This is a genomic window from Maridesulfovibrio sp. FT414, assembly GCF_050916235.1.
In the GTDB taxonomy this organism is placed as follows: domain Bacteria; phylum Desulfobacterota; class Desulfovibrionia; order Desulfovibrionales; family Desulfovibrionaceae; genus Maridesulfovibrio.
The window spans coordinates 995,677-1,018,806 of sequence record NZ_CP104854.1 but is presented as its reverse complement, the minus strand read 5'-3'; the positions used below and the strand labels follow the sequence as shown (position 1 = coordinate 1,018,806).

Here is a 23,130-nt window from a genome sequence, read left to right as displayed (position 1 = left end):
GTTTACGGTACTGAATGTAACTAAAGAGGTAGGTCATGGGATACGTAGGGTTCAGCAACATACTTGGCAGGGCGGAGGCCGATATGGCTGCCAGCAACCAGCCAACTCACAAGAGTTCACTTGGGCAGGATGATTTCCTGAAGTTATTGTTGACCCAGATGCAGAATCAGGACCCTGCAAACCCTATGGAAGACAAAGAGTACATGGCCCAGATGGCCCAGTTCTCAAGTCTGGAACAGCTTACTCAGCTTAACGGTTCCATGAAGACCATGATCGACAACAACGCTCAGGACCAGATGGTTTCAGCGGTCGGTTTCATCGGCAAGGAAGTCAGGGCTGAAGGTTACAACGTCAGCCGTACGGGCGACAAGGTCAGCAAGGTCTTCTACGGGCTGGGCGAGTCGGTGGCAAACGCATTCATCAACATTTACGACAATAACAACAACCTTATCCGTACCGAACAGCTCGGCTCAAAGGCTGAAGGGACTTATGAGTACGAGTGGGACGGAAAGGACTGGTCCGGCAAGGAAGCGCCTGACGGTGTATACACCATCGCCATGGCGGCGGAAGACGCAGACGGCAAGCCGGTAATGATCAAGACAGAGGTCAGTGGTGAAGTAACAGGAGTCGTTGCAGAGAACGGTCAGCAGTACCTGCATCTCAAGGACGGTCGCTACATCAACTTCCTCAACATCAGAGAAGTGGTAAGTCCGACGGATGTTTCCTCAACAACCGGAGACCAGGAAAGCACGGCAAGCTAAAGGGCTCTACGGCAAGAGCCTGCTGGAACGGTAACAGGCAGCATTCGCGAGTCAACAGGACTTTAAGGAGGATCTCATGGGTATTTCAGCATCATTATTCTCAGGAATCACAGGCCTTCAGGCACACGGTGACAAGATGTCGGTACTTGGTAACAACATTGCCAACGTCAACACCGTAGGTTTCAAGAGTGCCAAGATGCACTTTGAAGACGCCATCAGCCAGGATGTCACTACCGCTACCGGTACCGCACAGGTCGGCCGCGGCGTACAGGTCGGGGCAATTTATGCCGACTTCGCACAGGGGTCCTTCGAGACTACCTCCGAAGCAACTGACCTCGCCATCGGTGGTGAAGGATTTTTCATCGTCTCCCCAAAGAGCGAAGAAACCACCTATTATACCAGGGCCGGTAACTTCCGTTTCGACAAAGACGGCTACCTGACCGATCCCCACGGTTATGTTCTGCAGGGCTGGCAGGTACAGAGTGACAGTGCCAACCAGGTTGCGACCGGAACCACTGTTGCCACCACTGACACAGTGCGCACCATCGGTGTTCCGACCGACATCAGGCTGGAGAACTTCCAATCTGCACCTCAGGCCACCAGCCGCATCAACATGATCACCAACCTTGATTCAGCTGAGGCAAGCCGTTCCACCAGCTCCAGCAATCCCTACTTCTCCCTCTTTGAAGCGTGGGATGGAACAGCCACCCCCCCCCTCGGGGATTCTCTCTACGGTTATCAGTCGACCATCAAGGTTTATGATGCCAACGGTTCTTCGCACAACGTGACCACATATTTCGACCAGGTTACCCTGAGTAACGCTGGCGGCAAGAAGGTCTGGGAATTCATCGTGACCTGCCAGCCTTCTGAAGACGGACGTATCGTCAGCGGTACCAGTACCTTCCTGAATACTTCCGCCGCAGGGCTGCTCATGACCGGAACCCTGACCTTCAACGCAGCAGGCGATCTGACCGGTGTATCCGCATTCACCCTCAAGAGCGGTGTCGGTTCTTCCGGACTCAAGACCCTGTCCAACTGGACCCTGGCAAACTTCTCGCAGGACGGTTTACCGGTTCTGACCGCAAACTTCCTGTCAACATCGAACGCAAGTTTTACCGACTCTTCGGACCCGACTACCATAGAAATGAACTTCGGTCTCACCAACGGCGACCTGTCCGGCAGTGGTGTCACGAAGGGTTGGGATACCGGATCGTCCACAATTTCCAACGCAAGCATGCTTGGAACGGATATCACCGATGTTACCAGAATTCCGAACTTTGCCTCTTCAACCAAGAGTGCGCTGGCAACTACCAGCTACAGTTCCGGTTCCACCACTCTGTTCCAGTCTCAGGACGGTTACACCGCAGGCTTCCTGCAGAGCGTATCCGTAAGCAGGGATGGAGTTTTGACCGGCCGTTACTCCAACGGTCAGATTCAGGAGCTCTACGTCCTGACCATCGCCGACTTCAACAACAACTGGGGACTGCGTCGGGAAGGCGGCAACCTCTTCAGTGAAACCAGGGAATCTGGAGATGCCCTTACCGGAAGACCGAATACCGGTGGCAGGGGCTCAATAGCCTCCAACTCTCTTGAACAGTCCAACGTGGATCTGGCTGTCGAGTTCGTGAACATGATTACCACCCAGCGTGGATTCCAGGCCAACTCCAAGGTCATAACCACAACTGACTCCATGATGGGCGAACTTATCCAGCTCAAGCGCTAATAAGTGAATGATGTATCCTTACTGATGCTGAAAATATAGGAAACTCCTTCTACAACCTCCGCTGGCGGGTCTGACTCCCCCGCCAGCACAGGTACCAGATAACCCCGCTTCCGAATATGCCGTTTCGGAAGCGGGGTTATCCTTTTGCTGTTTGTGGACATTAATAAATATTGGCGAACTTTATGTTTGTCAGGAAATCGCCGCATCCAATCGAGTGCCGGTTGTCCCCTGATACAGGCGGCAGAGATCCTCTGAAAACCTATCTTTTGATTAAGATGCTGAAAATAAGGTATTTTTGCGCACTGGGAACGTACTTCCCGGTGAAGGTGTTTTTGACGGATTGATGGCTGCTAAGGGGGGAAAAAATTGACTGATGAGGCTTGTCTAAAGAAGTCTAGACTTTATTTATATACACAAGGTGCTGTATTCATTTATGAAAAATATTTTGGCACGTGCAATGCTTAAGGTTGGTTAACAAAAACGGATTTTTGTGAACTACAAGGAGGTTCAGATATGTCCTTAGTCATCAACCACAACCTTATGGCAATGCACGCCTCTAGAAACCTGCAGGATTCTTATGGCAACCTCGGCGTTTCTACCCGCCGCCTCTCGTCCGGTCTGAGAGTCGGAACCGCAGCTGACGATGCTGCCGGGCTGGCAATTCGTGAACTTATGCGCGCTGACATCAAGTCCCTTAACCAGGGTATGAGAAACGCAAACGATGCGATTTCCATGATCCAGACTGCAGACGGCGCACTTCAGGTCATCGACGAAAAGCTCATTCGCATGAAAGAGCTTGCAACCCAGGCTTCCACCGGTACTTACAACTCTGACCAGCGTCTGATCATCGATTCCGAGTTCCAGGCAATGGCTTCAGAAATTACCCGTATCGCGAACGCCACAGACTTCAACGGTATCCACCTGCTCAACGGTAACCTCTCCGGTGCCAGCAGCGCCCACAATGGTAATGGCCTGCACTCCACCGGTCCTCTGAAGGTTCACTTCGGAACAGGTAACGATTCCGCGGAAGACTACTACTATATTTCCATCGGCAACTCTACAGCATCAGCTCTGGGCGTGCAGACTTCCATCTCCACCCAGGCCCTTGCTCAGCAGGCTCTTAACAAGCTTCAGCAGGCGATCATTTCAAAAGACAAGATTCGTGCGAACCTCGGTGGAATGCAGAACAGGCTGGAAAACACCATTACCAACCTTTCCATTCAGGCTGAAAACGTACAGGCTGCCGAGTCCCGTATCTCGGACGTCGACGTAGCAACCGAAATGACCGAATTCGTACGTAATCAGATTCTCACTCAGTCGGCAGTTGCCATGCTGTCGCAGGCCAACTCGCTGCCGAAGATGGCAATGCAGCTCATCGGCGGCTAGTAGCCTATGAAACACCGGGTGACGATTAAGGACTGTGGAGGCGATTGATCACCGCCTCCCGGTCCTTGATAGTTTTAACGGTAAAAAAAGTGCGGTTTTACAGGTCAGTGTCATCAAGATTTTCAAGATGATCCAGGGCGTTGGCCGCCGCAGTCTGCTCAGCCTTTTTGAGGCTGGTCCCTTCCGAAGTAAATATCTCTCCGTCCGGCAGCCTGAGTTCCACCATGAAAACCTTTTCATGTTCCGGGCCCCGTGTCCCGGTCAGTACGTAAGCCGGTCTTTCCTTGTATATGGACTGGGTCACTTCCTGAAGCTTGCTCTTGAAGTCTTTTGAACTTTCAATTGTGCAGGTCTGAGGCCATTTGCCCTCGAAAAGCCTGAGGATCAGGTTGTGGGCTTCAGGGTAACCCCCGTCAAGAAACACAGCCCCTATCACCGCCTCCATTGCATCCGCCAGCAGTGAGGATCTTGTTCGCCCTCCCTGGGCCTCTTCACCCCTGCCGAGCCGCAGGTATTCATTAAGACCTACTTCCTGAGCTATAGAAGCAAGGCTTTTCTCCTTTACCAGCTTGGATCTTATTTTCGTCAACTGTCCTTCATGGGCATCCTTGAACCTTTTGAAAAGCTCCTCGGTGACGCACAGTTCAAGAACTGCATCACCAAGAAATTCCATTCTCTCATTGTCTTCAACAGGCTCAGGCTGCTCATTTGCCCATGAACTGTGGGTCAGGGCGGTTGCTAAATGCTTGACTTGAGAAAATCGATAGTGGATACCTTGCTGGAGGCGAGAAAATTCTTCTACCATAAAAACCTGCTTAAATTTATATTAATAATGTATTCGTACTCTTGTTTAAAGGCCTTGTTTGAGCCGCAATCCATTGCCGTAATCGGGGTGTCCGCTGAAAACCGGGACCCCGGCAGCATGATCGTCGCCAACCTTCTTGCCTCAGGATATAAGGGGAAAATCTTTCCCGTCAATGGCGAAGGTGAAGAAGTTCACGGAATCAGTGGGTTTTCATCAGTCAAAAATCTGCCAAGGTCAACTGATCTGGCGATAATCTGTCTGCCGGCAGCCGAGGTCACTCCTGTGGTTGAACTGCTGGCCGATATCCCGGTTCGTGCGGTTGTCGTTACCAGCGAGGGCTTCGGCGAAATAGGCCGTGACGGTTACAGACTGGAACAGGAACTTTTCCGCACAGCCAAGCAGAACGACATGATCATTCTGGGCCCCAACTGCATGGGACTTATGAACACCGCTCTGGATATGAACGCAAGCCTTAACCCGGAGTTCACTTCCCCGGGGAATATTGCCTTCTTTTCACAGTCCGGCGCAATTTGTTCAACAGCCCTTGATTGGGCCAACTGCGAAGGCGTGGGCTTTTCCAAATTCATCAGCCTCGGCAACAAGGCCGTGCTCGGTGAAGGGACCATGCTCAGCTATCTGGCTGATGACGAGGATACGAAGGTCATTGTCGGTTATTGCGAGACCCTCAAGGACGGGCAGGATTTTCTGCGTACAGCCTACGACACAACTTTCAAGAAACCGCTGATCCTGCTCCGGGCCGGGGAAACTCCTGCCGGTGCCCGGGCAGCTTCTGCGCATGCCGGTGCCCTTACCGGGGCTACCAGCGCCTACAATGCCGCTTTTCGTCAGACCGGGGTAATGCAGGCTACCGATATTGCCGACATGTTCAACCTTGCCCACGCGTTTTCCTGCCAGCCTCTGCCGCAGGGATCGAATGTGGCAATAGTAACAAATGCCGGCGGACCTGGTATTCTGGCTGCGGACATGTGTGAGAAGGGGACACTGAGTATTGTCCGGCCGTCTTCTCCTTCCATCGAAAGGATGAAGACCTTTTTACCGGCCTACGCATCTCTTTATAACCCGGTGGATATGCTCGCGGATGCCACAGCTGAAACCTACCGTCAGACATTGCAGGTGGTCGCCGAAGACGAATCTTTCCATTCCATTCTGGTAATCCTTTGCCCGGCGGCAAATATTCTGGGAGAAGTGGAGAGAGTGGCCGCGGATATTATCGCGCTTGAAAAGGAATGCGATAAACCGATCGTAACCTGTTTCATGGGCAGTCATTCTGTGGAGAAAGCCCGAAACATGCTGCGCGGAGCCGGGATTCCCTGTTACGCATTTCCCGAGGTCGCGGTCCGCAGTCTCGATGCCATGACCCGTTGCTACCGCTGGCAGCATAAGGACTGGCCTATCGAGGTCTGTTTCCGTCGCGACTATTCAAAAGCCAAAAGCATTGTCGATAACTGCAAGATCACCGGACTCAGCGAGCTGGTTGAGCTTGATGCCCAGAACCTTGCGTCTGCCTATGAACTTCCCGTTCCTGAAACGGTGCTTGCCCGTACTTCAAGTCAGGCCGCCAAGGCTGCCAAGCGTATCGGTTATCCGGTGGCGCTTAAAGTGGCCTCTCCCCAGATTGAGCGCAAGGAAGAACTCGGTCTCGTGGTCACCGGAATCCAAGGGCCGCAGGAACTGCGCAAGGCTTTTATGGAAATTACCTCCCGTGCTGCCCGCCGCTGCAAGGATGCCTATATCACCGGATGTCTTGTTCAGGCCATGGGGCCCAAGGATGCCCATGAGATAGCAATCCATTTCCGCCGCGATCCCCAGTTCGGACCTTTGATAAGTTTTTCGCTGGCAGGTCTTCACGAAGATACGCTTGGTGATGTATCATCGCGTCTGGCACCGCTGGCCCTGAACGACGCTCAGGAAATGATCCGCGAGATCAAGGCCTATCCGATCCTTCGTGGAGTCCGTTTCGGTCATGCGGTAAATCTGGGAGCTCTGGAAGATATTCTGCTGATGGTATCCCAGATGGCCTCCGACCTGCCTGAGATTCAGGAGGCGGAGTTCAATCCTGTTCTGGCCGGTCCTGACGGTGCTGTTGTTGCAAACATGCGTATGACTGTCAGATAGGACTGCGGGTATTTTTTTACGGGATGCGGCCTGTCCGTTTACGTTTTTTTTGCCGGGGAAGTTTGCTGACTCCGCTGCAATAAATTGAATTTACATAATTTTTAGTACCTTTCTGAAGTATAAGGTATTGAAGGAGTTTGTTCCATGTCCGGTTTATATATTGGTTCCACCAGCGGTTATTCGGGCAAGAATATGATTGTCATGGGGCTGGGGCTCCATTTCCAGAAGCAGGGGGTCAGCCTCGGCTACATGAAGCCGGTCGGAGCCATTCCCACCGAGCAGGACGGTCAGCTCGGTGACGAGGATGCTTTTTTTATCCAGGACGTACTGGGAGTATCCAATCCTCCAAGTGTGGTTACACCGGTTGTGGTCACCCATGATTTCAAGGTGCAGGCCTTTAACGGCAAGGTGGAGGATCACGTTCAGCCCATTCTGGACGGATACGCCAAGATCAGCGCGGACAAGGACCTGACCCTTGTTGCAGGCTCCGGCTCCATGTATTCCGGCAAGTATTGCGGGGTGGACGGTATCCATCTGGTCAAGACTCTCGGAATAAAGTGCATTGTCATCGACCGGTTCCAGAAGGAACTCAATTACGACTATCTTGTTGTGCTCAAAGAATCCCTCGGCGATAATCTCGTGGGCGTAGTTCTTAACGACATTCCGCCGACGTTCATGGACGAGATCACCAACCTGATCAAACCGTTTCTCGAACGCAAAGGGGTCCGTGTACTCGGTGTAATCCCCAAGGACCCGCTCATGGGTACTATCAAGGTCGGAGATCTTGCCGACCGACTCGGTGGTAAGATTATTTCTGCTCACAGCCGCACTGATCTGCCGGTGGAAAGCTTTCTTATCGGTACCATGCAGGTTGAAAACTTCATGACCCACTTCCGCAGGCATCGCAATTCTGCGGTTATCGTCGGCGGAGACCGTTCCGATGTCCAACTGGTGGCCCTTGAAGGGGAGTGTCCATGTCTTGTGCTGACCGGAAACCTCTATCCCAACGACATTATCCTGACCCGTTCGGAAGTGCTTGAGACCCCCATCATAATGGTCCGGGACGACACCTTCTCCGTGGCCAAGAAAATGGAAGATATTCTTTCAAGGCACAAGCTGCGCGAGTCGGCCAAGATTGAGCACGGTGTCAAGCTGGTGGAAAAACATATCGACTTCGCATACCTGAAAAAAGTGCTGGGGTTGAAGTATTAGGCATAGTTTTCTCAGCTGATGCATCCTGCGGACCTCAATTGGCCAAAGGAATACTTTCAATATGGTTTCGCCGTCGCATATGGCAGCACGTTAAATATAAACCCCCGATGTCTTTAAGGACGCGGGGGCTTTTTTTGGGTCTGTGTACAGGTTGTTAAAAGGGTGTTTTTAAAGGTGCGGAAGATTCCTGTCAGAATTTATTGAATATGGGGTTGTTACGCTTTTCGTGTTTTACCGTGGTCATTGGCCCGTGGCCTGAAAATATTTTTGTCTCATCGGGCAGAATGAATATCCTGTTTTCAACGGAACTGATCAGTTGGTTGTGGTCCCCTCCGGGGAAATCTGTTCTGCCGGCTGAAATCATGAAAATCAGGTCTCCAACAAAAACACTGCCGATGGACGGGAAGAAGTATGACAGGCTCCCCGGTGTGTGTCCGGGGGTTTCAAGCACCATCACAGGAGTGTCCAGTATCATGGTCCGGCCGGGGTGAAGCTCTGTGGCATTGAAGTCGATCATATGCCGCAATTCCTCTGATCCTCCGTAATTTATGCTGACGTCGTTCAGGAACTGGTCTTTGAGGTTGGCATAAACCGGAGCCTGTGTGATCTTTTGCAGATCAGCCACTCCGCCGATATGATCAAAGTGCATGTGGGTGAGATAGATGCCGTGAACATCCAGATTGCGTTCATGGATAGCCCGCAGCAGGGGCATGGGCTCAAGGCCGCAGTCGATCACGACGGCATCTTTTCCGGAGCATAGCAGGTAGCAGTTTGTTTCAAGGGGGCCTAGTACAAAAGTCTCAACAGAAATGCTGCTCATGGTGATGGGCCTTGACTGAAAGTCGGCAATAGAGTGAAATCCGGAATATCTAACACAATCATGAAGGATACAGGATGCTTTACTTTCTTGGAAACTGTCAAATGGATTTCCTCAGTCGGGCCGTGGAAATGCTCGCTTATGAATGTACATACCGTGTACTTGCCTCTCCGTTCACCTACAACAGTTCTCCCGGCATAATTCCCCCTGATCTGGATGAAATGGACCGCCGTTTCGGTCTGGCAGATTATTACCACAGCCGGTTGCTGACCCATCAGTTTCGGATGATAGGCCCGGAAGACCCGGCACCGGAATTGATTATCATGAATCTGTTTCACGAAAACAGTCCTCTGTTTATCAATAACGAGCACAAATACATATTCTTTGTTGATCCGTTGGTCTGGCAGGAACATCCAGATTTTGAAAAATGGATGAAGGACGGCTTTGGCATGATCGGGGCCAATCCGGCTACGTACCTCAAAAGATACGGGGAGATGCTCCGCAATGTGCGGCGTAATTTTCCGGGAGTACCCATACTGGTCGTATCACGGCTGTCCCATTTCCCGGCTTTCGGTCCTGATCCCTATTCCTACCTTGAGGGCTGGGGGGATCTATGGCGCACTTCCGGCCCCGTCTTCAGAAGCTGGGAGCTTGATATCCCACAGCTTGCCATACTTGATATGAACCGTGTTTTCGGTGGAATATGGTCCGCTTCGGACAAACGGATCGAATCCCACTGTCCGTTCCTGAAGTTCACTTTGACCGAGGAAGACAATGTCATAACCGGGCTTCATGCCAGCAGGGATGTGGAGCATATCGGCTCAATGTGGCCGGTACTGGCAGGTAAGGTGCGGCAGTTCATGGAAGATGGGGCATTTTCATATTCCGAATCCGAACAGGTGCCTGACGAATGGATGCTTCCGTGGAGACCGGAACAATTGGAGCGGGAACGGCTGCTGGAGATGCTTGCCTCAGGTGCGAACTATCTTTGCGCCCGTGCCGTGGGCAGTTTTTTTCTCGACCTTGGAACGGATTATACCGATTTGCTGGTTCGTACAGCAGAATTCACTCCGGTCTGCCACAACACATTGCATATGATCAAAACATACGGGCGCATCTGGCGGAATCCGTCTCTGACAGAGTGGTGTACTGTTCACCGGACAAAGGTGTCCGACTTCAGAGCCAACGGACCGTTGTATGTACAGGATTACCTTAGCCGGCTGGATGAGATTGAAAGCTATGCTATAGGGCTATAGCTGTTCAACGAGCTTCCCGCATGTTGTAACGGCCAAGGATCTTCTTTAATTCGCCTGATTTTTTCATCTTTAGGATTTCGGCGTTGAACATGCGGATAAATACTTCCGGAGTATGTTTTACACTATTCTTACGTGATGATCAGCTGGATAAAAGAAAATGAGTTGGATTAATGAGCCGGAGTTACACCATATTTTCTGGCTATCCGGTCCAGTTCGCCATTCTTTTTCATTTCAAGAATGACTTTGTTGAATTTGCGATAAAATTCTTCCGTTGTGCCTTTGCGTGAAAACCCGACATGGTAAAAAACTTTTTTCTGCATCTGGGCATAGCGGATGTTCTTCAGGTTCATCTGATCTATTGTGCTCAGTCCGACATCTTTAGTGCAGAAAACCGCGTCGAGCCTGCAACGGGAAAGTTTCTTGAACAGGGCGGGGTTCTCAGTGAAAAGTTCAATTTTCAAACTGCCCCCAAGCTGTTTGTTTATCTGATCCAGTGTGTAGGACAGGTTCGACGGTCCGTACACGCCGATGGTTTTTCCTTTCAGTTTCTCAATAGGAGAAAAAACCATCGGATTTTCCTGACATTCGAAGAAACCGTATTCCGTACTGAAAACCGGAGTTGAGAAGTAAAGCCATTCTTCCCGCGGTTTGTTCCAGCCTACTGAAAACAGCCCCTGAACCTGCCCTGATCTGGTCATGGCCTCAGCCCGTCTCCACGGATAAAGTCCAATTGAACACTCCTGACCAAGTTTTTTGCAGACACTATCAACAAGGGCCACTGCCGGACCCGAGATTTTACCGTCCTGAATATAGTTGAACGGCGGGAGTTCTTCTGTGGCAAACCGTACTGCCTGCCCATCTGCGGCAACAGAAGTTCCGCCTGCTGATAACAGCAGGGATAGACACAAAAATATTATGGTCAGCAGTCCTTTCATTTCAGTTTGCCTTTCATCCAGAATTAGAGAACTCCCCGAACCATAGGCCGGGGAGTTCATGATAGCATGTAATCTATTTAAGCAACAGCCTGAAAGTTATGCTATTTCGGAGACTGTTTTTCTGCCTTGAGAGCACCCAGCAGGGCCTCGTCCAGAGACGGGTGGGGAAAGACAACCTTGTGGATGTCGTCAACGGTCCACGCTTCCTGAACGATCATGGCAGCTGCGGTTGTGAAGCCTGAAACGTGGTGTCCCACAGCGGTGATACCGGCCACCTTTCCGTCCAGCCAGACCACTTTAACGAACCCCTGCGTGGCAGCGTAGGCCTGCGCAATGGGGTTTGCCACCAGCGGAAATGATGAAACCTTCACTTCGCCTTTCCCTTCAAGGTCTGCGGGCATGAGTCCTACACGCATTGTTTCCGGTGAACCGTAAAGGATGGAGGGAATCGGGCCGTGCTCGTATGGTCCGTCAGCCTTTCCTGCTATGCGGCGGACAACGTATCCGGCCTGATGGCTGGCTGCGTGGGCCAGCAGGATTTTGCCGTTGAGGTCGCCGACGGCATAGACGTTTTCGGCAGCTTCAAGGTTCTCGTTGACCTTGACGAATCCGGGGCCGGCTGTTTCCGCGCCGACAGCTTCGAGTCCGATGTCCTTTGAGCAGGGACGGCGTCCAATGGCGATGAGGGCCTTGTCTGCGATAAGTTCATCTCCGTCTTCGGTGCGCATGACGGCCTTGCCGTTTTCCGCGGTGACGGATTTGACCTTGACCCCAAGGCGGATATCCCATTTCAACCTTTTGAAAACGCCCTGCAGGGTCTTGGAAACCTCCGGGTCTTCGTATACGGCGATGCGGTCAAGGGCGTCCACCACGGTGATTTTTGTCCCGGTGCGGTGGGCGATCTGGGCCATTTCAAGGCCGATGAATCCAGCGCCGATTACCAGCAGGGACTCGGGCATTTCAGTCAGGGACAGAAATCCGGTGTTGTCGAGGACGGTTTCATTGTCCGGTTCCAGTCCGGGGAAGACCGTGGGGTAGGAGCCTGTTGCAAGAACAAGGTTCTTATATTCCAGAACAGCCTTTTCCTCGGGATGGGTGACTTCCACTTTGCCCGGCTCGATTATTCTGGCCGTTGCCGGATAGATGTCGATGCCGAGTTTTTTGGCTTTCTGGGCCATGGCCTTACGGGTGGCGGCGATGAAGCGGTCCTTTTTGGTGCACAGGGCGTTGAAATCTATTTCGATCTCGCCCCTGGCCACCTTGGCCTTGGACTGTGCTTCAAGTTCCTCAACCGGGGAGGTTGCACCAAGGTACAGCTTGGTGGGAATGCAGCCTACGTTCAGGCAGGTTCCGCCAAGCAGGTCCTTTTCTACCAGCGCCACTTTTATGCCTTCTTCTGCAGCTTCAATGGCTGCGTCAAAGCCTCCGGGCCCGGCTCCTACGACCACAAGGTCGTAGGAACGGGTTTCTGAAGGGAAATCGCTAGAGGTCATCGGTGATCACCATGTCACGGGCGGCTTTGGTTTCATCAAGGCGCTTCACGGACATTTTCTCCGGGGCGGCGTGGAGCAGTTCCGGATTGCTATCGGCCATTTCTGCGATCTCAATGAGGTCGTCGATGAAGCGGTCGAGGGTTTCCTTGCTCTCGGTCTCGGTGGGCTCGATCATCAGGCACTCCTTGACGATGAGCGGGAAGTAGATGGTCGGAGCATGGTGACCTTTATCCAGCAGGGCCTTGGCAACATCAAGGGCGCGAACTCCGTTGGCAGCCTGTTTGACTGCGGAAGCAACAAATTCGTGCATGCAGATGCGGTTGTGCGGGATCTCGAAGTGGTTTTCGAGGCGCTTGCGCATGTAGTTGGCACCGAGGACAGCTCCTTCGGTTGCACGGATCAGGCCTTCACGTCCGAGGCGCAGCATGTAGGCGTAAGCTTTAAGGTATACGCCGAAGTTGCCGTAGAAAGGCGCTACGTAACCGATGGACTTGGGTTCGTCGTAGGACAGATAGAACTGTCCGTCTTCCAGTTTCTTGACCCGGGAAACGGGCAGGAAGGGAACAATGCGTTCGCTGACGCCGACAGGACCGGAACCGGGGCCTCCTCCGCCGTGCGGGGTGGCCAGGGTCTTGTGCAGGTTGAGGTGCACGATGTCGAAACCTGCATCACCAACACGCATCTTGCCCATGATGGCGTTCATGTTCGCGCCGTCGTAGTAGAGCAGGGCGTCCTTCTCGTGGATCATTTTCACGAGTTCGGGCAGGTGGGTTTCAAAGAGGCCCAGAGTGTTGGGGCAGGTCATCATTACGCCCGCAACGTCATCGTCGAGTACTGCTGCCAGTGCCTCGGGGGTGATGATGCCGTCGGTGGATTCCACGGCAACAACATCGTATCCGGCAATGGCTGCGGATGCGGGGTTGGTTCCGTGGGCGGAGTCGGGGCAGATGATCTTGGTCTTTTTATTGCCTTTGTCCGCATGGTAGGCGGCCATGAGCATGACACCGGTCAGCTCGCCGTGGGCACCGGCCATGGGGTGCATGGTGAACGCGGCCATACCGGTCAGTTCGCTGAGCAGGCTTTCGGTTTCGTAGATAACCTCAAGAGCACCCTGGCAGTGGCGACCTGCTCCCTTGAGCTGGGATATGACCGGATGCAGCTTGGCGAATCCGGGCAGGGCAGCCACCTTTTCGGTGAACTTGGGGTTGTATTTCATGGTGCAGGAACCAAGGGGATAGAAGTTGGAATCCACACCGAAGTTTTTCTGGGAAAGCTGGGTGAAGTGGCGAACCACGTCCAGCTCGGAAAGGGAGGGCATACCTGCGTTGTCGCGAAGAAGGTCCGCAGGAATGAGGTCCTCGATTTTTTTCTTGGGTTCTTCAGGCCAGCAGCCTTCGCGGCCCGGAACGGATTTCTGGAATACTGTTTTCATATTAGATTGCCCCCCGCAGAATTTCGGCGAAAATTCCGATCTGTTCTTCAGTGGTCTTTTCGGTGCAGGCCACCAGCAGCACGTTTTCAAGGCCCTCGTAGTATCTTCCGATGGGGAAGCCGGGGATGATGCCGCGCTGGGTCAGCTTGTCGATGATTTCAAAGGCGTTTACCGGCAGGGTTACTGCGAACTCGTTGCCGTAGGGTCCTTTGGTGAACATTTCCACGCCTTCGATGGCGGTGAGCCTTTCGGCGGCATAGTGGGCACGTTCAACGGAAAGGGTAGCGGTGCGGCGCAGTCCTTCCTCTCCCAGCAGGCAGAGGTGGATCAGGGTGCGCAGGGCGCACAGGGCCTGGTTGGAGCAGATGTTCGAAGTGGCCTTCTGGCGGCGGATGTGCTGCTCTCTGGCCTGCAGGGTAAGCACGTAGCCGGTCTTGCCGTTTTCGTCGACGGTGCGTCCGGCCATGCGTCCGGGCATCTGGCGGACAAGGTCCTTGGTGCAGGCCATGATACCAAGGTAGGGTCCGCCGAAGGACAGGGGCTGGCCGATGGACTGACCGTCTGCAACGGCAATGTCGGCACCCATCTGTCCCGGGGTTTTCAGCACTGCCTGCATAACCGGGTAGGTGGACATGATGGCAACGGCCTTGTGTTCGTGAACGGTCTCAAAAAGCTCGGTGAAGTCGTTCACGGAACCGAAGAAGTTGGGGTTCTGCACCACTACAGCTGCAGTGTTCTTATCTATCGCAGCGGTGAGGGACTTGATGTTGGTGCGGCCGTGATCGTGGGGAACGGTTACCAGCTCAAGTTTCAGGTTGGTGGTGTAGGAGTTGAGCATTACCCGGTAGATGGGGTTCAGTGCTTCACTGATGATGATTTTTTTGCGTCTGGTCTTGCGCACGGCCATGAGGGTGGCCTCGTAAAGGGCGGAGCCGCCATCGTAGACAGATGCGTTAGCGAAATCCAGATCCATCAGTCTTGCCATGGCTGTCTGGTATTCGAAGATGGCCTGCAGGGTTCCCTGTGAGGATTCGGGCTGATAGGGAGTGTAGGCGGTGTAGAACTCACTGCGGGACGACAGGGCGTCAACTGCAGTGGGAATGAAATGGTCGTAGAAGCCTGCTCCGAGGAAACTGGTCAGGTCGGTGGTGTTTCTGGCGGCGAGCTTTTCCAGCTTTTCCAGAACAGCCATTTCACTCTGGCCTTTGGGCAGGTTGAAACTCCGTGGGCGCAGTTCTGCCGGGATGTCGGCAAACAGGTCTTCCACGGAGCTTACGCCGATAACATCAAGCATTTCCCGGATTTCTTCCGGGGAATGAGGAACGTAGGGCATGTTGTCCTCCGGTAAAAAATTAAATCCCCGCAGACGTGGATGGTCGGCGGGGATTCTGTTGTAAATATGCCTCTAAAGAATGGCTCCGGATTAATGGGCTTCTTCTTCGGTCACCTTTTCGTAGGCTGCTGCATCAAGGAGTCCGTCGGTGGAACCGGTGATCTTGACTTTGATCATCCAGCCGGCACCGTAAGGGTCTTCGTTGACTTTTTCTGGAGCATCTTCAAGAGCTTCGTTTACCGCGATGACTTCGCAGTCTACGGGAGCATATACTTCACTTGCTGCTTTAACGGATTCAATGGAACCGAATTCGTCGCCTGCACTGAAGGTGTCGCCTTCCTGGGGAAGTTCGACGAAAGTGAGGTCGCCGAGCTGTTCCTGTGCGAAGTGGGTGATGCCGATGGTGCCGGTATCGCCTTCAACCTTCAGCCATTCGTGGGATTTAGCGTAAAGAAGTTCCTGAGGGATCATGGGGCCTCCTTCTATAAAATAGAACTGATTGTTGTGTTTCCAGACTTGTATGCGTTCAATGAACTTTCAACTGATAGCATTCCTGCTTAAGAAATAAAAGTCTAGAATAAGGTCAAAATTCACAAAATTTCCATATGAATTTGGCGTATAAGGGAAAAAGGAATTATTCTGTTTAGTTGTAATGGATTTGATCGTGTTACTGAAGGTTGTGTTTTGGCGAAAAAAAGCATACTCAATAGTGGCGTTGGTCGCCGCTGTCAGTAATGCAGTTTCAGGTCGGAAGACCTCCGTCATTGTCATTTTCTGCGTTTCTTTCAAAATTATAAATAGTTATGTTTGGGATTCAGCTTTGATAGACTGTATTGCCGCCGAGCGGGAAACGATCGAGGTCAAAACTGCCGGGCGGATCTGGAAGATTGAGCGTACCGCAGATCTTGAAACTCTCTGGGATTCCATCGGTGAAGATGAATTCGGGGAGGATGAACGCCTTCCTTACTGGGCCGAACTCTGGCCGGCCAGTGTGCTGCTGGGAGAATGGCTGTTTCGGAATGCCGAAATCATCAAGGGTAAACGCTGCCTTGATCTCGGATGCGGACTGGGACTGACCGCCATAATCGGACAGTCACTCGGGGCGGATGTCGTGGCTTTCGACTATGAGTATGAACCGCTGATTTTCGCTCGGGACAATGCCGTCATCAACGCCGCTTCCCAGCCGCTGTGGCTGCAGATGGACTGGCGGTTTCCTGCCCTTGCCGGACAGTCGTTCGACTATATCTGGGGCGGCGACATCCTTTATGAAAAACGTTTTTTTGATCCGCTGGAAAAGCTTTTCCGCCAGATGCTGAAGCCCGGTGGTAAAATCTGGATGGGAGAGCCGGTCCGCGAGGTCTCAGGGCCGGTCTGGGACCGCCTTGAATCCCTGGGCTGGAAAACCTCCCTGCCCCTGACTGAAAAAGCTGCCTGCTGCCATACGGAAATGACCGTGAATATCCGGGAAGTTGTTCCCGGTCCAAATATGTAATCCATACGGAGGGAAATAGAATGGGTAAAACTATACGTTTCGGGGTATCACTTGATTCCGACCTCTTGGAAAAATTCGATAAGCTGTGTGATGAAAAAAGTTACCAGACCCGTTCCGAGGCTATTCGCGATCTGATCAGAAACATGCTGGTGGAAAAGGAGTGGGATGAGGCTGACGGAGAGATGGCCGGAACCCTTTCTCTGGTTTATGACCACCATCACAGCGGTCTCTCTCAGCGTTTGACCGAGCTGCAGCACGACAGCCATGACCTGATCATGTCAACTCTGCACGTGCATCTTGACCACAGCAACTGTCTCGAAGTCATGGTTCTCAAGGGAGACGGCAAGGCCATCAAGGAACTGGCTCACAGGCTCATTTCCACCAAGGGCGTTAAACACGGGAAACTCGGGCTTACCACTACCGGCGAGTCGCTTGTATAAATTTATATCTCAGGAAGAATGATGGAAGACGTACAGAACAGTCCTGCCAAGGTTGCCATGTCAATTGACCGTGTCGGTGTGCGGGATCTAACTTTGCCACTTGTGGTAAGGGACCGGGAATCCGGAAGCCAGAGCACAATGGCCAAGGTTGCATTGTCTGTCGACCTGCCTGCCCATTTTAAGGGAACTCACATGAGCCGGTTTGTCGAGGCTCTGGAGGACTGGTCGGAAGAACTTGATTACAGGAGCTTTTACAATCTGCTCAGTGACATCAAGCGCAGGCTGGAAGCCCGCAGCGCCCATGCCGAGCTGAGTTTTCCCTATTGTCTCAAAAAGAAATCCCCGGTCAGCGGCCGTGCCGGTATCATGAGTTACGAATGTACTGTGGAAGGGGAACTGGTGGATGACCAGCTTGAATTTACGCTGGGCGTAAAGGTTCCGGTTATGACCGTCTGTCCGTGCTCCAAGGCGATCAGTGACGAAGGTGCCCACAGTCAGCGGGCGGTGGTGCATATCAGAACCCGTTCAAAGGGATTTGTCTGGATTGAGGATCTGGTTGAAATCGCGGAGCAGTCGGGCTCTTGCGAAGTGTATTCTCTGCTAAAGCGTGAGGATGAAAAACACGTTACCGAGAAAAGTTTTTCCAACCCGACCTTTGTAGAAGACGTTGTAAGGAACGCCGCTATGGGCCTGGAAAATCATCCTAAAATCATGTGGTACAAGGTTGACGTAGAAAGTTTTGAATCCATTCACAACCATTGTGCCTTTGCAAGCATTGCCAAAACAAAATAAGTTCTTATTTATATAGTAAGGAGACAGAGGGGATTAGGCCCCACCTGGACTCCGCCGACAGCCGCTGTTGCTTATCCGTAATTGGTTAGAGCGATAGCGGCGACACCGTTTGGAAGTAATGTAAAAGCCCGCCTGAGTAATCCGGCGGGCTTTTTTGTGATCAAGCAGTGGCGCGGGCTAGTTGGTTTCTACACCATAGTTCCATCCTCCCTGTCCTTCAGTCAGGATGAAGAGTCTGTAAGGAGCAACGCCCTGTTCCTTGAAATAATCGACTGCTCTTTCGGCTCCGCCTTTGCCTCTGGGGCAGATGATGACGATATTTTCCTTGGAGTCTTTCACTTTAGCAAGGGTTGCAGTGAATTTGGCTTTGTCGTCAGCGGTCTTGACCGGATAGGCTCCGGTTTCAATGGCGCCTTTGATGTGGTGGGCCTTATAGTCGGCAGGTACCTGAATGTCTACAATCGCTACGTCTGCACCGTCCTGTACGGCTGTGTTCAGGGCCTCTGCGCTCATGTAGTTGTACGCTTCCTTCATGGCAAAGGCTGCGCTTGAAATGATGAGCAGCAGTCCCAGTGCGATGAAAATTGTCTTGAGTGATTTGGAAATGGTCATAGTTCTCTCCTGATGTAAGTGGATATTCATGCCTGTTTATCCTCAGGAGAAGTGAACGGTCGAATATTTAATCCTGATCGTTTGTGCTGCGTCTGATTTGAAAAGCCTATCAGAAAGGTCGGTTAATTCTGTTGCATCAGTTCACGAAGATGCTCAACCCTCTTGCGGTTTACGGAAAAATCTGAATAACCGAGCCGGGCTGCAGAGCGGACTTCGATTTGTCCGGCAGCGGCGTTATAGTAGCACTCCAGATCGTCCGGAAAACGGAAAACCCTGCTTTTGAAAACCGCATGCAGGTATGGCCCGTCCTTGGCTGAAATTTCTCCGCCCATATCTAGTACTGTCTTTTCCAGTTTACGCAACACATCATCGCTGCTTCCGGTAACGGAGATGGCTGCAATTGCGTGCTCGCTGTCAGCTGCCTGAGATGAAACGCAATTGGGAGATCCCGGACAGGCCGCAAGGCGTCCATCCTTCATGCCCAGATTCGATGGCGGGCGGGATGTAAGGGAAAAAACGAATGTGCCCAGAATAACGGCTATAATGATGATTAAGGTCAGTTTGTATATCATGTTCACAGGATAACTTTTCCTGAGCATTTGCGGCAAGCATTAAATGCAAACCGATTGTTGTGATGCTGCAAAAAAAGACCCCCGACTGGTCAGCCAGACGGGGGTGTGGTTTTTCTGGAAAGAAAGTCTAGAAGGGGTTGGTTTTAACGCAGAATGATCCTTCGGTGAGAAGATCGGCAATGCTGATCTCGTCAAGGGCGGCGTACATGGCCTTGCTTGCCTTGACCCATACTTCACGGGTCGGACAGTTCTCAATGCGTTGACATTGCTTGTTGTCTTCAAGGCATTCGACGAGTCCTGCTTCTCCTTCAAGGCTTCTGACCACATCGCCGACCGAGATGTCTTCCGGTGCTTTGGCCAGGGTGTGTCCTCCGCCGGGACCTCTTTTGCTGCTGATGAATCCGGCGCGTTTGAGTTCCCGGATCAGCTTTTCAAGATACTTGGTGGAAAGTCCCTGACGAATGGCTATGTCGCTGATGCGCACGGGGCCTGTCCGGCAATGCATGGCGATGTCCAGTATCATTCTGGTTCCGTATCTGCTTCTGGTCGTAAGTCTCATGTATCGTCCTTTGGATTTTCCTACCTAAGTAGAAAAGTATTTCTTCCGGGTCAAGGGGGGGGCGGCTTTGGTGCGGGTGATTGTATACTTGTATTGTTTTAAGTAATTGAAAAAACGAAGTTTTGTTGTTTGAATATAATTTCCATGAGGAACTTGCCTTTTTGATGATTTTAGCTTAAAAGCGTATATTGGCATGTCTGCGTGGATTTTACAAAGCAGATAAAAAGACCAATCTGGAGAATATTATGAGCCCGAAAAGCAACGGGAAAAAAGAGTATGATGTAATTATTGTCGGCGGCGGCCCCGCAGGACTTTTTGCCGCTTACTATCTCGGCGAAAACACCAACCTTGACGTTCTGGTCATTGAAAAGGGTAAATCTTCCCTTAAAAGACACTGTCCGATCACCGGCGATCAGGAATGTATCAAGTGCAAGCCCTGCAACATCCTTTCCGGGGTAGGCGGAGCCGGTCTTTTTTCCGACGGAAAGCTCAATTATATCCACAAACTTGGTAAGACAGACCTTACCCAGTTCATGTCGGTGTCCGCGGCCAAGGCCCTTATCGACGAAACAGAAGTAATCTTCAACCGTTTCAATATGGACGGGAAAGTTTTCCCCACCGATATGGAAACGGCTAAAAATATCAGGAAAGATGCCCTCAAGAACGGCATCGATCTGCTTCTGATCAAGCAGAAACACCTGGGCAGCGACAACCTGCCCGGCCACATTGCCGGTATGGCGGAATACTGTGAGCAGAAAGGTGTAACTTTCCACACCGGCGAAGCAGTGGACGACATCCTCATTGAGGACGGTGAACTGGCCGGTGTCATTACTCCCAAGGGTGAATACCGGGCAAAGAACGTCATCCTCGCTCCGGGCCGTGTCGGTTCCGAGTGGATGGGTTCCCTTGCCAAGAGACACGATCTTGCCATCACCCAGCGCGGTATTGAAGTTGGTGTGCGCGTGGAAGTCCACGGTGACATCATGCGTGACCTGTGCAGCGTTATTTATGACCCCACCTTCTTCATCCGTACCAACACATACGATGATCAGGTGCGCACCTTCTGCACCAACCAGGGTGGATTCGTTGCCCTTGAGAACTATCAGGATTTCGTGTGCGTGAACGGCCATGCCTACATGGACAAGAAGTCCGAGAACACCAACTTCGCCTTCCTCTCCAAGGTAGTGCTTGAAGAACCCGTTACCGACAACCAGGCATACGGTGAGTCCATCGGTAAGCTCGCAACCATCATTGGCGGCGGCAAACCCATCCTGCAGCGCTTCGGCGACCTGAAGCGCGGACGCCGTTCCACCTGGAACCGCGTACGCAACAGCTTTGTAGAGCCGACCATGAAGAACGTGACCTGCGGAGACATCGCCATGGCCCTGCCTGAGCGAATCGTACGCAACCTCATCGAAGGTCTGGAAAAGCTGAATGAGGTTGTTCCCGGCGTAGCCAATGAAGAGACACTTCTCTATGCACCGGAGATCAAGTTCTTCTCCACTCAGGTTGAGACCTCCAATGTGCTTGAGACCGCTCTTGAAGGTCTGTTCGTGGCCGGTGACGGTCCCGGTGTTGCCGGAAACATTGTATCCGCTTCCGCAACCGGAATTATTCCGGCCAAGGAGATTGCCCGTAGATCCCGTAAGTAGTTCTTGACCCTGTCACGCCGGAAAGTTTTATGGGGGTCACGTCTGCCGAGAACGGCAGAGTTTGTTGTAAGGGACAAATGATTGCCATGTTTCTTGAAGGCGTTCCTGCACTATCCACGTTGTAAGCAGGTTGAAAATATCCATCAAAGGTGTGCTTTGGCTGTTCAAGCTGAAGCACACCTTTTTTTGGGGCCAGTTGCAGGTTGGTGTGCTGTTGTAATGACACCTGTGCTGAAGTTGTGGTAACACGGGATATTACAAGTTGCTGTCCCTGTTCTTTCGGTGTGTCTACTCAATTATCAAGAAGGTGGTCATGGGCGTGAATTCTTCCGGAGGCAGACAGTCTGCCAGCATCATTTTTGTTCTGCTTATTTCTGCAGCCGCAGCTCTCGGCGGATTTCTCTTCGGTTTTGATACTGCCGTGATAAACGGTGCAGTTGTGGCGCTGGGGGATTATTTCAAGGTCGGCCCAGTGTTGATCGGCATGTCGGTTTCACTTGCATTGATCGGGTCTGCTGTCGGGGCTCTCGGGTCCGGTTTTGTTGCGGACCGCTACGGACGTATCCGCCCGATGCAGATAGCTGCAGTGCTTTTCACTGTCAGCGGAGTCGGGGCCGGACTGCCTTTTTCCGTATGGGATTTCATTTTCTGGAGATTCCTTGGCGGCGTGGGGATAGGGCTGGCAAGTGCCATTACTCCGGCCTACATAGCGGAAATATCCCCCGCAGAACTCAGGGGGCGGTTCGGTTCACTGCAGCAGCTTGCCATTGTGACCGGGATATTCGTCGCCATGCTCAGTAACTACCTGCTGGTTGGGCTGGCCGGAGGTTCTGCCGACAATGTGCTCTGGATGGGATTTGAGACATGGCGGTGGATGTTCTGGGCTGAAGTCCCACCGGCCCTGCTTTACGGTTTTGCTGCCACGGTAATCCCGGAGTCGCCGCGTTACCTCATCGCGTCAAGGCGGGAAAAGGAGGCTGAATCGATCCTCGCAAGGGTGCTCGGTGAAAGCACGGTGGAGAAGATGGAAGAGATAAAGTGCAGCCTCAAGATTGAATGTACTCCTTCATTTGCAGTTCTGCGCTGCGAGGGCGGTGTGCACCCCGTTGTCTGGCTCGGTCTGGGGCTCTCGGTACTGCAACAGTTTGTGGGAATCAATGTCATTTTTTACTACGGCAGCATGCTCTGGCGCAGTGTGGGGTTTTCCGAGGAAAATTCCCTGTGGATTACAGTGATTACCGGAGTTGTGAACATTGTCACCACGCTGGTGGCGATTGCATTCATCGATCGGGTCGGGCGCAGGCCGCTGCTGCTTGTCGGTTCCGCCGGTATGCTGGTTACGCTGGGCGTTCTTGCCGCCCTGTTCGGAACGGCCCCGCTGGATGCTGCCGGGCGTCCTCTGTTGCAGGGGGCATCAGCCACTTACGCGCTGATTACCGCAAACCTGTACGTTTTCTGTTTTGGATTCTCATGGGGACCCGTGGTCTGGGTGCTGCTCGGCGAGATGTTCAACAACCGTATCCGTGCTGCGGCCCTGTCGCTTGGTGCCGGAGCACAGTGGGTGGCTAATTTTATGGTCTCAGCCTCATTTCCGACACTGGTCAGCTGGATAGGTCTTGGGGTCACTTATAGCATCTACGCCTTTTTTGCAGCGGTCTCATTTTTCTTTGTCCTGTTCCTTGTTCAGGAAACCAGGGGGCGGGAGCTTGAGGATATGTAGCC

21 protein-coding genes are annotated in these 23,130 nt (G+C 52.4%); 11 read left to right on the top strand and 10 right to left on the bottom strand.

The genetic code is table 11. The annotated features are described in order from the left end of the window. Positions 1–35 precede the first annotated feature (35 nt). The 3 genes from N7E73_RS04575 (at position 36) to N7E73_RS04565 (ending at position 3,870) form a co-directional block, all read left to right on the top strand. Positions 36–761: a flagellar hook assembly protein FlgD gene (locus N7E73_RS04575; protein WP_432737845.1), complete on the top strand. Its 726-nt coding sequence runs from the start codon at positions 36–38 to the stop codon at positions 759–761. 76 nt (positions 762–837) lie between these two features. Beyond that, complete coding sequence (locus N7E73_RS04570; protein WP_432737844.1) at positions 838–2,484, top strand: flagellar hook protein FlgE; 1,647 nt, start codon at positions 838–840, stop codon at positions 2,482–2,484. A gap of 513 nt (positions 2,485–2,997) precedes the next feature. Beyond that, the gene (locus N7E73_RS04565; protein WP_432737843.1) at positions 2,998–3,870 is read left to right on the top strand and encodes a flagellin; all 873 of its coding nucleotides are present in this window, start codon (positions 2,998–3,000) and stop codon (positions 3,868–3,870) included. Positions 3,871–3,967: 97 nt separating this feature from the next. On the opposite strand, the gene rnc is transcribed toward N7E73_RS04565, so the two are convergent. Then, positions 3,968–4,675, bottom strand: coding sequence for a ribonuclease III (gene rnc, locus N7E73_RS04560; RefSeq protein WP_432737842.1), 708 nt, complete (start codon positions 4,673–4,675; stop codon positions 3,968–3,970). A 27-nt stretch (positions 4,676–4,702) separates the two neighbouring features. Here rnc and N7E73_RS04555 point away from each other — a divergent pair, with 27 nt between their 5' ends. Beyond that, on the top strand, positions 4,703–6,811 hold the full coding sequence (locus N7E73_RS04555) for an acetate--CoA ligase family protein (protein ID WP_432737841.1): 2,109 nt from the start codon (positions 4,703–4,705) through the stop codon (positions 6,809–6,811). Between the two features lie 144 nt (positions 6,812–6,955). Continuing rightward, a complete protein-coding gene (locus N7E73_RS04550) occupies positions 6,956–8,023 on the top strand; it encodes a phosphotransacetylase family protein (protein WP_432737840.1) in 1,068 nt (355 codons plus the stop codon). Between the two features lie 190 nt (positions 8,024–8,213). Here the strand turns inward: N7E73_RS04550 and N7E73_RS04545 are convergent, their stop codons facing one another. Next, positions 8,214–8,843, bottom strand: coding sequence for an MBL fold metallo-hydrolase (locus tag N7E73_RS04545; protein WP_432737839.1), 630 nt, complete (start codon positions 8,841–8,843; stop codon positions 8,214–8,216). Positions 8,844–8,944: 101 nt separating this feature from the next. Between N7E73_RS04545 and N7E73_RS04540 the strand changes: the two genes are divergently transcribed. After that, on the top strand, positions 8,945–10,096 hold the full coding sequence (locus N7E73_RS04540) for an SGNH/GDSL hydrolase family protein (RefSeq protein ID WP_432737838.1): 1,152 nt from the start codon (positions 8,945–8,947) through the stop codon (positions 10,094–10,096). A 167-nt stretch (positions 10,097–10,263) separates the two neighbouring features. Here N7E73_RS04540 and N7E73_RS04535 read toward each other — a convergent pair whose 3' ends face one another. The 5 genes from N7E73_RS04535 to gcvH all read right to left on the bottom strand — a co-directional run bounded on the left by N7E73_RS04535 (position 10,264) and on the right by gcvH (position 15,760). Further along, positions 10,264–11,031 (bottom strand): substrate-binding periplasmic protein, encoded by a 768-nt coding sequence (locus N7E73_RS04535; protein WP_432737837.1) that lies wholly within the window; start codon positions 11,029–11,031, stop codon positions 10,264–10,266. A gap of 101 nt (positions 11,032–11,132) precedes the next feature. Then, positions 11,133–12,524 (bottom strand): dihydrolipoyl dehydrogenase family protein, encoded by a 1,392-nt coding sequence (locus N7E73_RS04530; RefSeq protein WP_432737836.1) that lies wholly within the window; start codon positions 12,522–12,524, stop codon positions 11,133–11,135. After that, positions 12,514–13,956, bottom strand: a complete 1,443-nt coding sequence (gene gcvPB, locus N7E73_RS04525) for an aminomethyl-transferring glycine dehydrogenase subunit GcvPB (RefSeq protein ID WP_432737835.1) — start codon at positions 13,954–13,956, stop codon at positions 12,514–12,516. The genes N7E73_RS04530 and gcvPB overlap by 11 nt, the downstream gene beginning before the upstream one ends. A gap of 1 nt (position 13,957) precedes the next feature. Then, the gene (gene gcvPA / locus N7E73_RS04520) at positions 13,958–15,289 is read right to left on the bottom strand and encodes an aminomethyl-transferring glycine dehydrogenase subunit GcvPA (RefSeq protein WP_432737834.1); all 1,332 of its coding nucleotides are present in this window, start codon (positions 15,287–15,289) and stop codon (positions 13,958–13,960) included. 90 nt (positions 15,290–15,379) lie between these two features. Continuing rightward, positions 15,380–15,760 carry a glycine cleavage system protein GcvH gene (gene gcvH / locus N7E73_RS04515; protein ID WP_432737833.1) on the bottom strand — a complete coding sequence of 127 codons (381 nt, stop codon included), beginning with the start codon at positions 15,758–15,760 and terminating at the stop codon, positions 15,380–15,382. A 349-nt stretch (positions 15,761–16,109) separates the two neighbouring features. Between gcvH and N7E73_RS04510 the strand changes: the two genes are divergently transcribed. Genes N7E73_RS04510 through folE2 form a run of 3 tightly spaced genes read left to right on the top strand, consistent with a single transcriptional unit; the run spans position 16,110 to position 18,013 of the window. Beyond that, positions 16,110–16,781, top strand: coding sequence for a class I SAM-dependent methyltransferase (locus N7E73_RS04510; RefSeq protein ID WP_432737832.1), 672 nt, complete (start codon positions 16,110–16,112; stop codon positions 16,779–16,781). A gap of 20 nt (positions 16,782–16,801) precedes the next feature. Next, entirely contained in the window at positions 16,802–17,221 is a 420-nt protein-coding gene (nikR, locus tag N7E73_RS04505) for a nickel-responsive transcriptional regulator NikR (protein ID WP_432737831.1), read from the top strand. A 21-nt stretch (positions 17,222–17,242) separates the two neighbouring features. Next, entirely contained in the window at positions 17,243–18,013 is a 771-nt protein-coding gene (folE2, locus tag N7E73_RS04500; RefSeq protein WP_432738835.1) for a GTP cyclohydrolase FolE2, read from the top strand. A 177-nt stretch (positions 18,014–18,190) separates the two neighbouring features. Here folE2 and N7E73_RS04495 read toward each other — a convergent pair whose 3' ends face one another. The 3 genes from N7E73_RS04495 to N7E73_RS04485 all read right to left on the bottom strand — a co-directional run bounded on the left by N7E73_RS04495 (position 18,191) and on the right by N7E73_RS04485 (position 19,756). Beyond that, positions 18,191–18,625 (bottom strand): rhodanese-like domain-containing protein, encoded by a 435-nt coding sequence (locus N7E73_RS04495; protein ID WP_432737830.1) that lies wholly within the window; start codon positions 18,623–18,625, stop codon positions 18,191–18,193. Positions 18,626–18,747: 122 nt separating this feature from the next. Beyond that, positions 18,748–19,197 carry a DUF1499 domain-containing protein gene (locus tag N7E73_RS04490; RefSeq protein ID WP_432738834.1) on the bottom strand — a complete coding sequence of 150 codons (450 nt, stop codon included), beginning with the start codon at positions 19,195–19,197 and terminating at the stop codon, positions 18,748–18,750. A gap of 127 nt (positions 19,198–19,324) precedes the next feature. Beyond that, positions 19,325–19,756, bottom strand: a complete 432-nt coding sequence (locus N7E73_RS04485) for an RrF2 family transcriptional regulator (RefSeq protein ID WP_432737829.1) — start codon at positions 19,754–19,756, stop codon at positions 19,325–19,327. A gap of 245 nt (positions 19,757–20,001) precedes the next feature. On the opposite strand from N7E73_RS04485, the gene N7E73_RS04480 reads away from it, so the two are divergent. Both N7E73_RS04480 and N7E73_RS04475 read left to right on the top strand, forming a co-directional pair. Continuing rightward, the gene (locus tag N7E73_RS04480) at positions 20,002–21,408 is read left to right on the top strand and encodes an NAD(P)/FAD-dependent oxidoreductase (protein WP_432737828.1); all 1,407 of its coding nucleotides are present in this window, start codon (positions 20,002–20,004) and stop codon (positions 21,406–21,408) included. Positions 21,409–21,721: 313 nt separating this feature from the next. Further along, a complete protein-coding gene (locus N7E73_RS04475; protein ID WP_432737827.1) occupies positions 21,722–23,128 on the top strand; it encodes a sugar porter family MFS transporter in 1,407 nt (468 codons plus the stop codon). Positions 23,129–23,130: the final 2 nt, after the last annotated feature.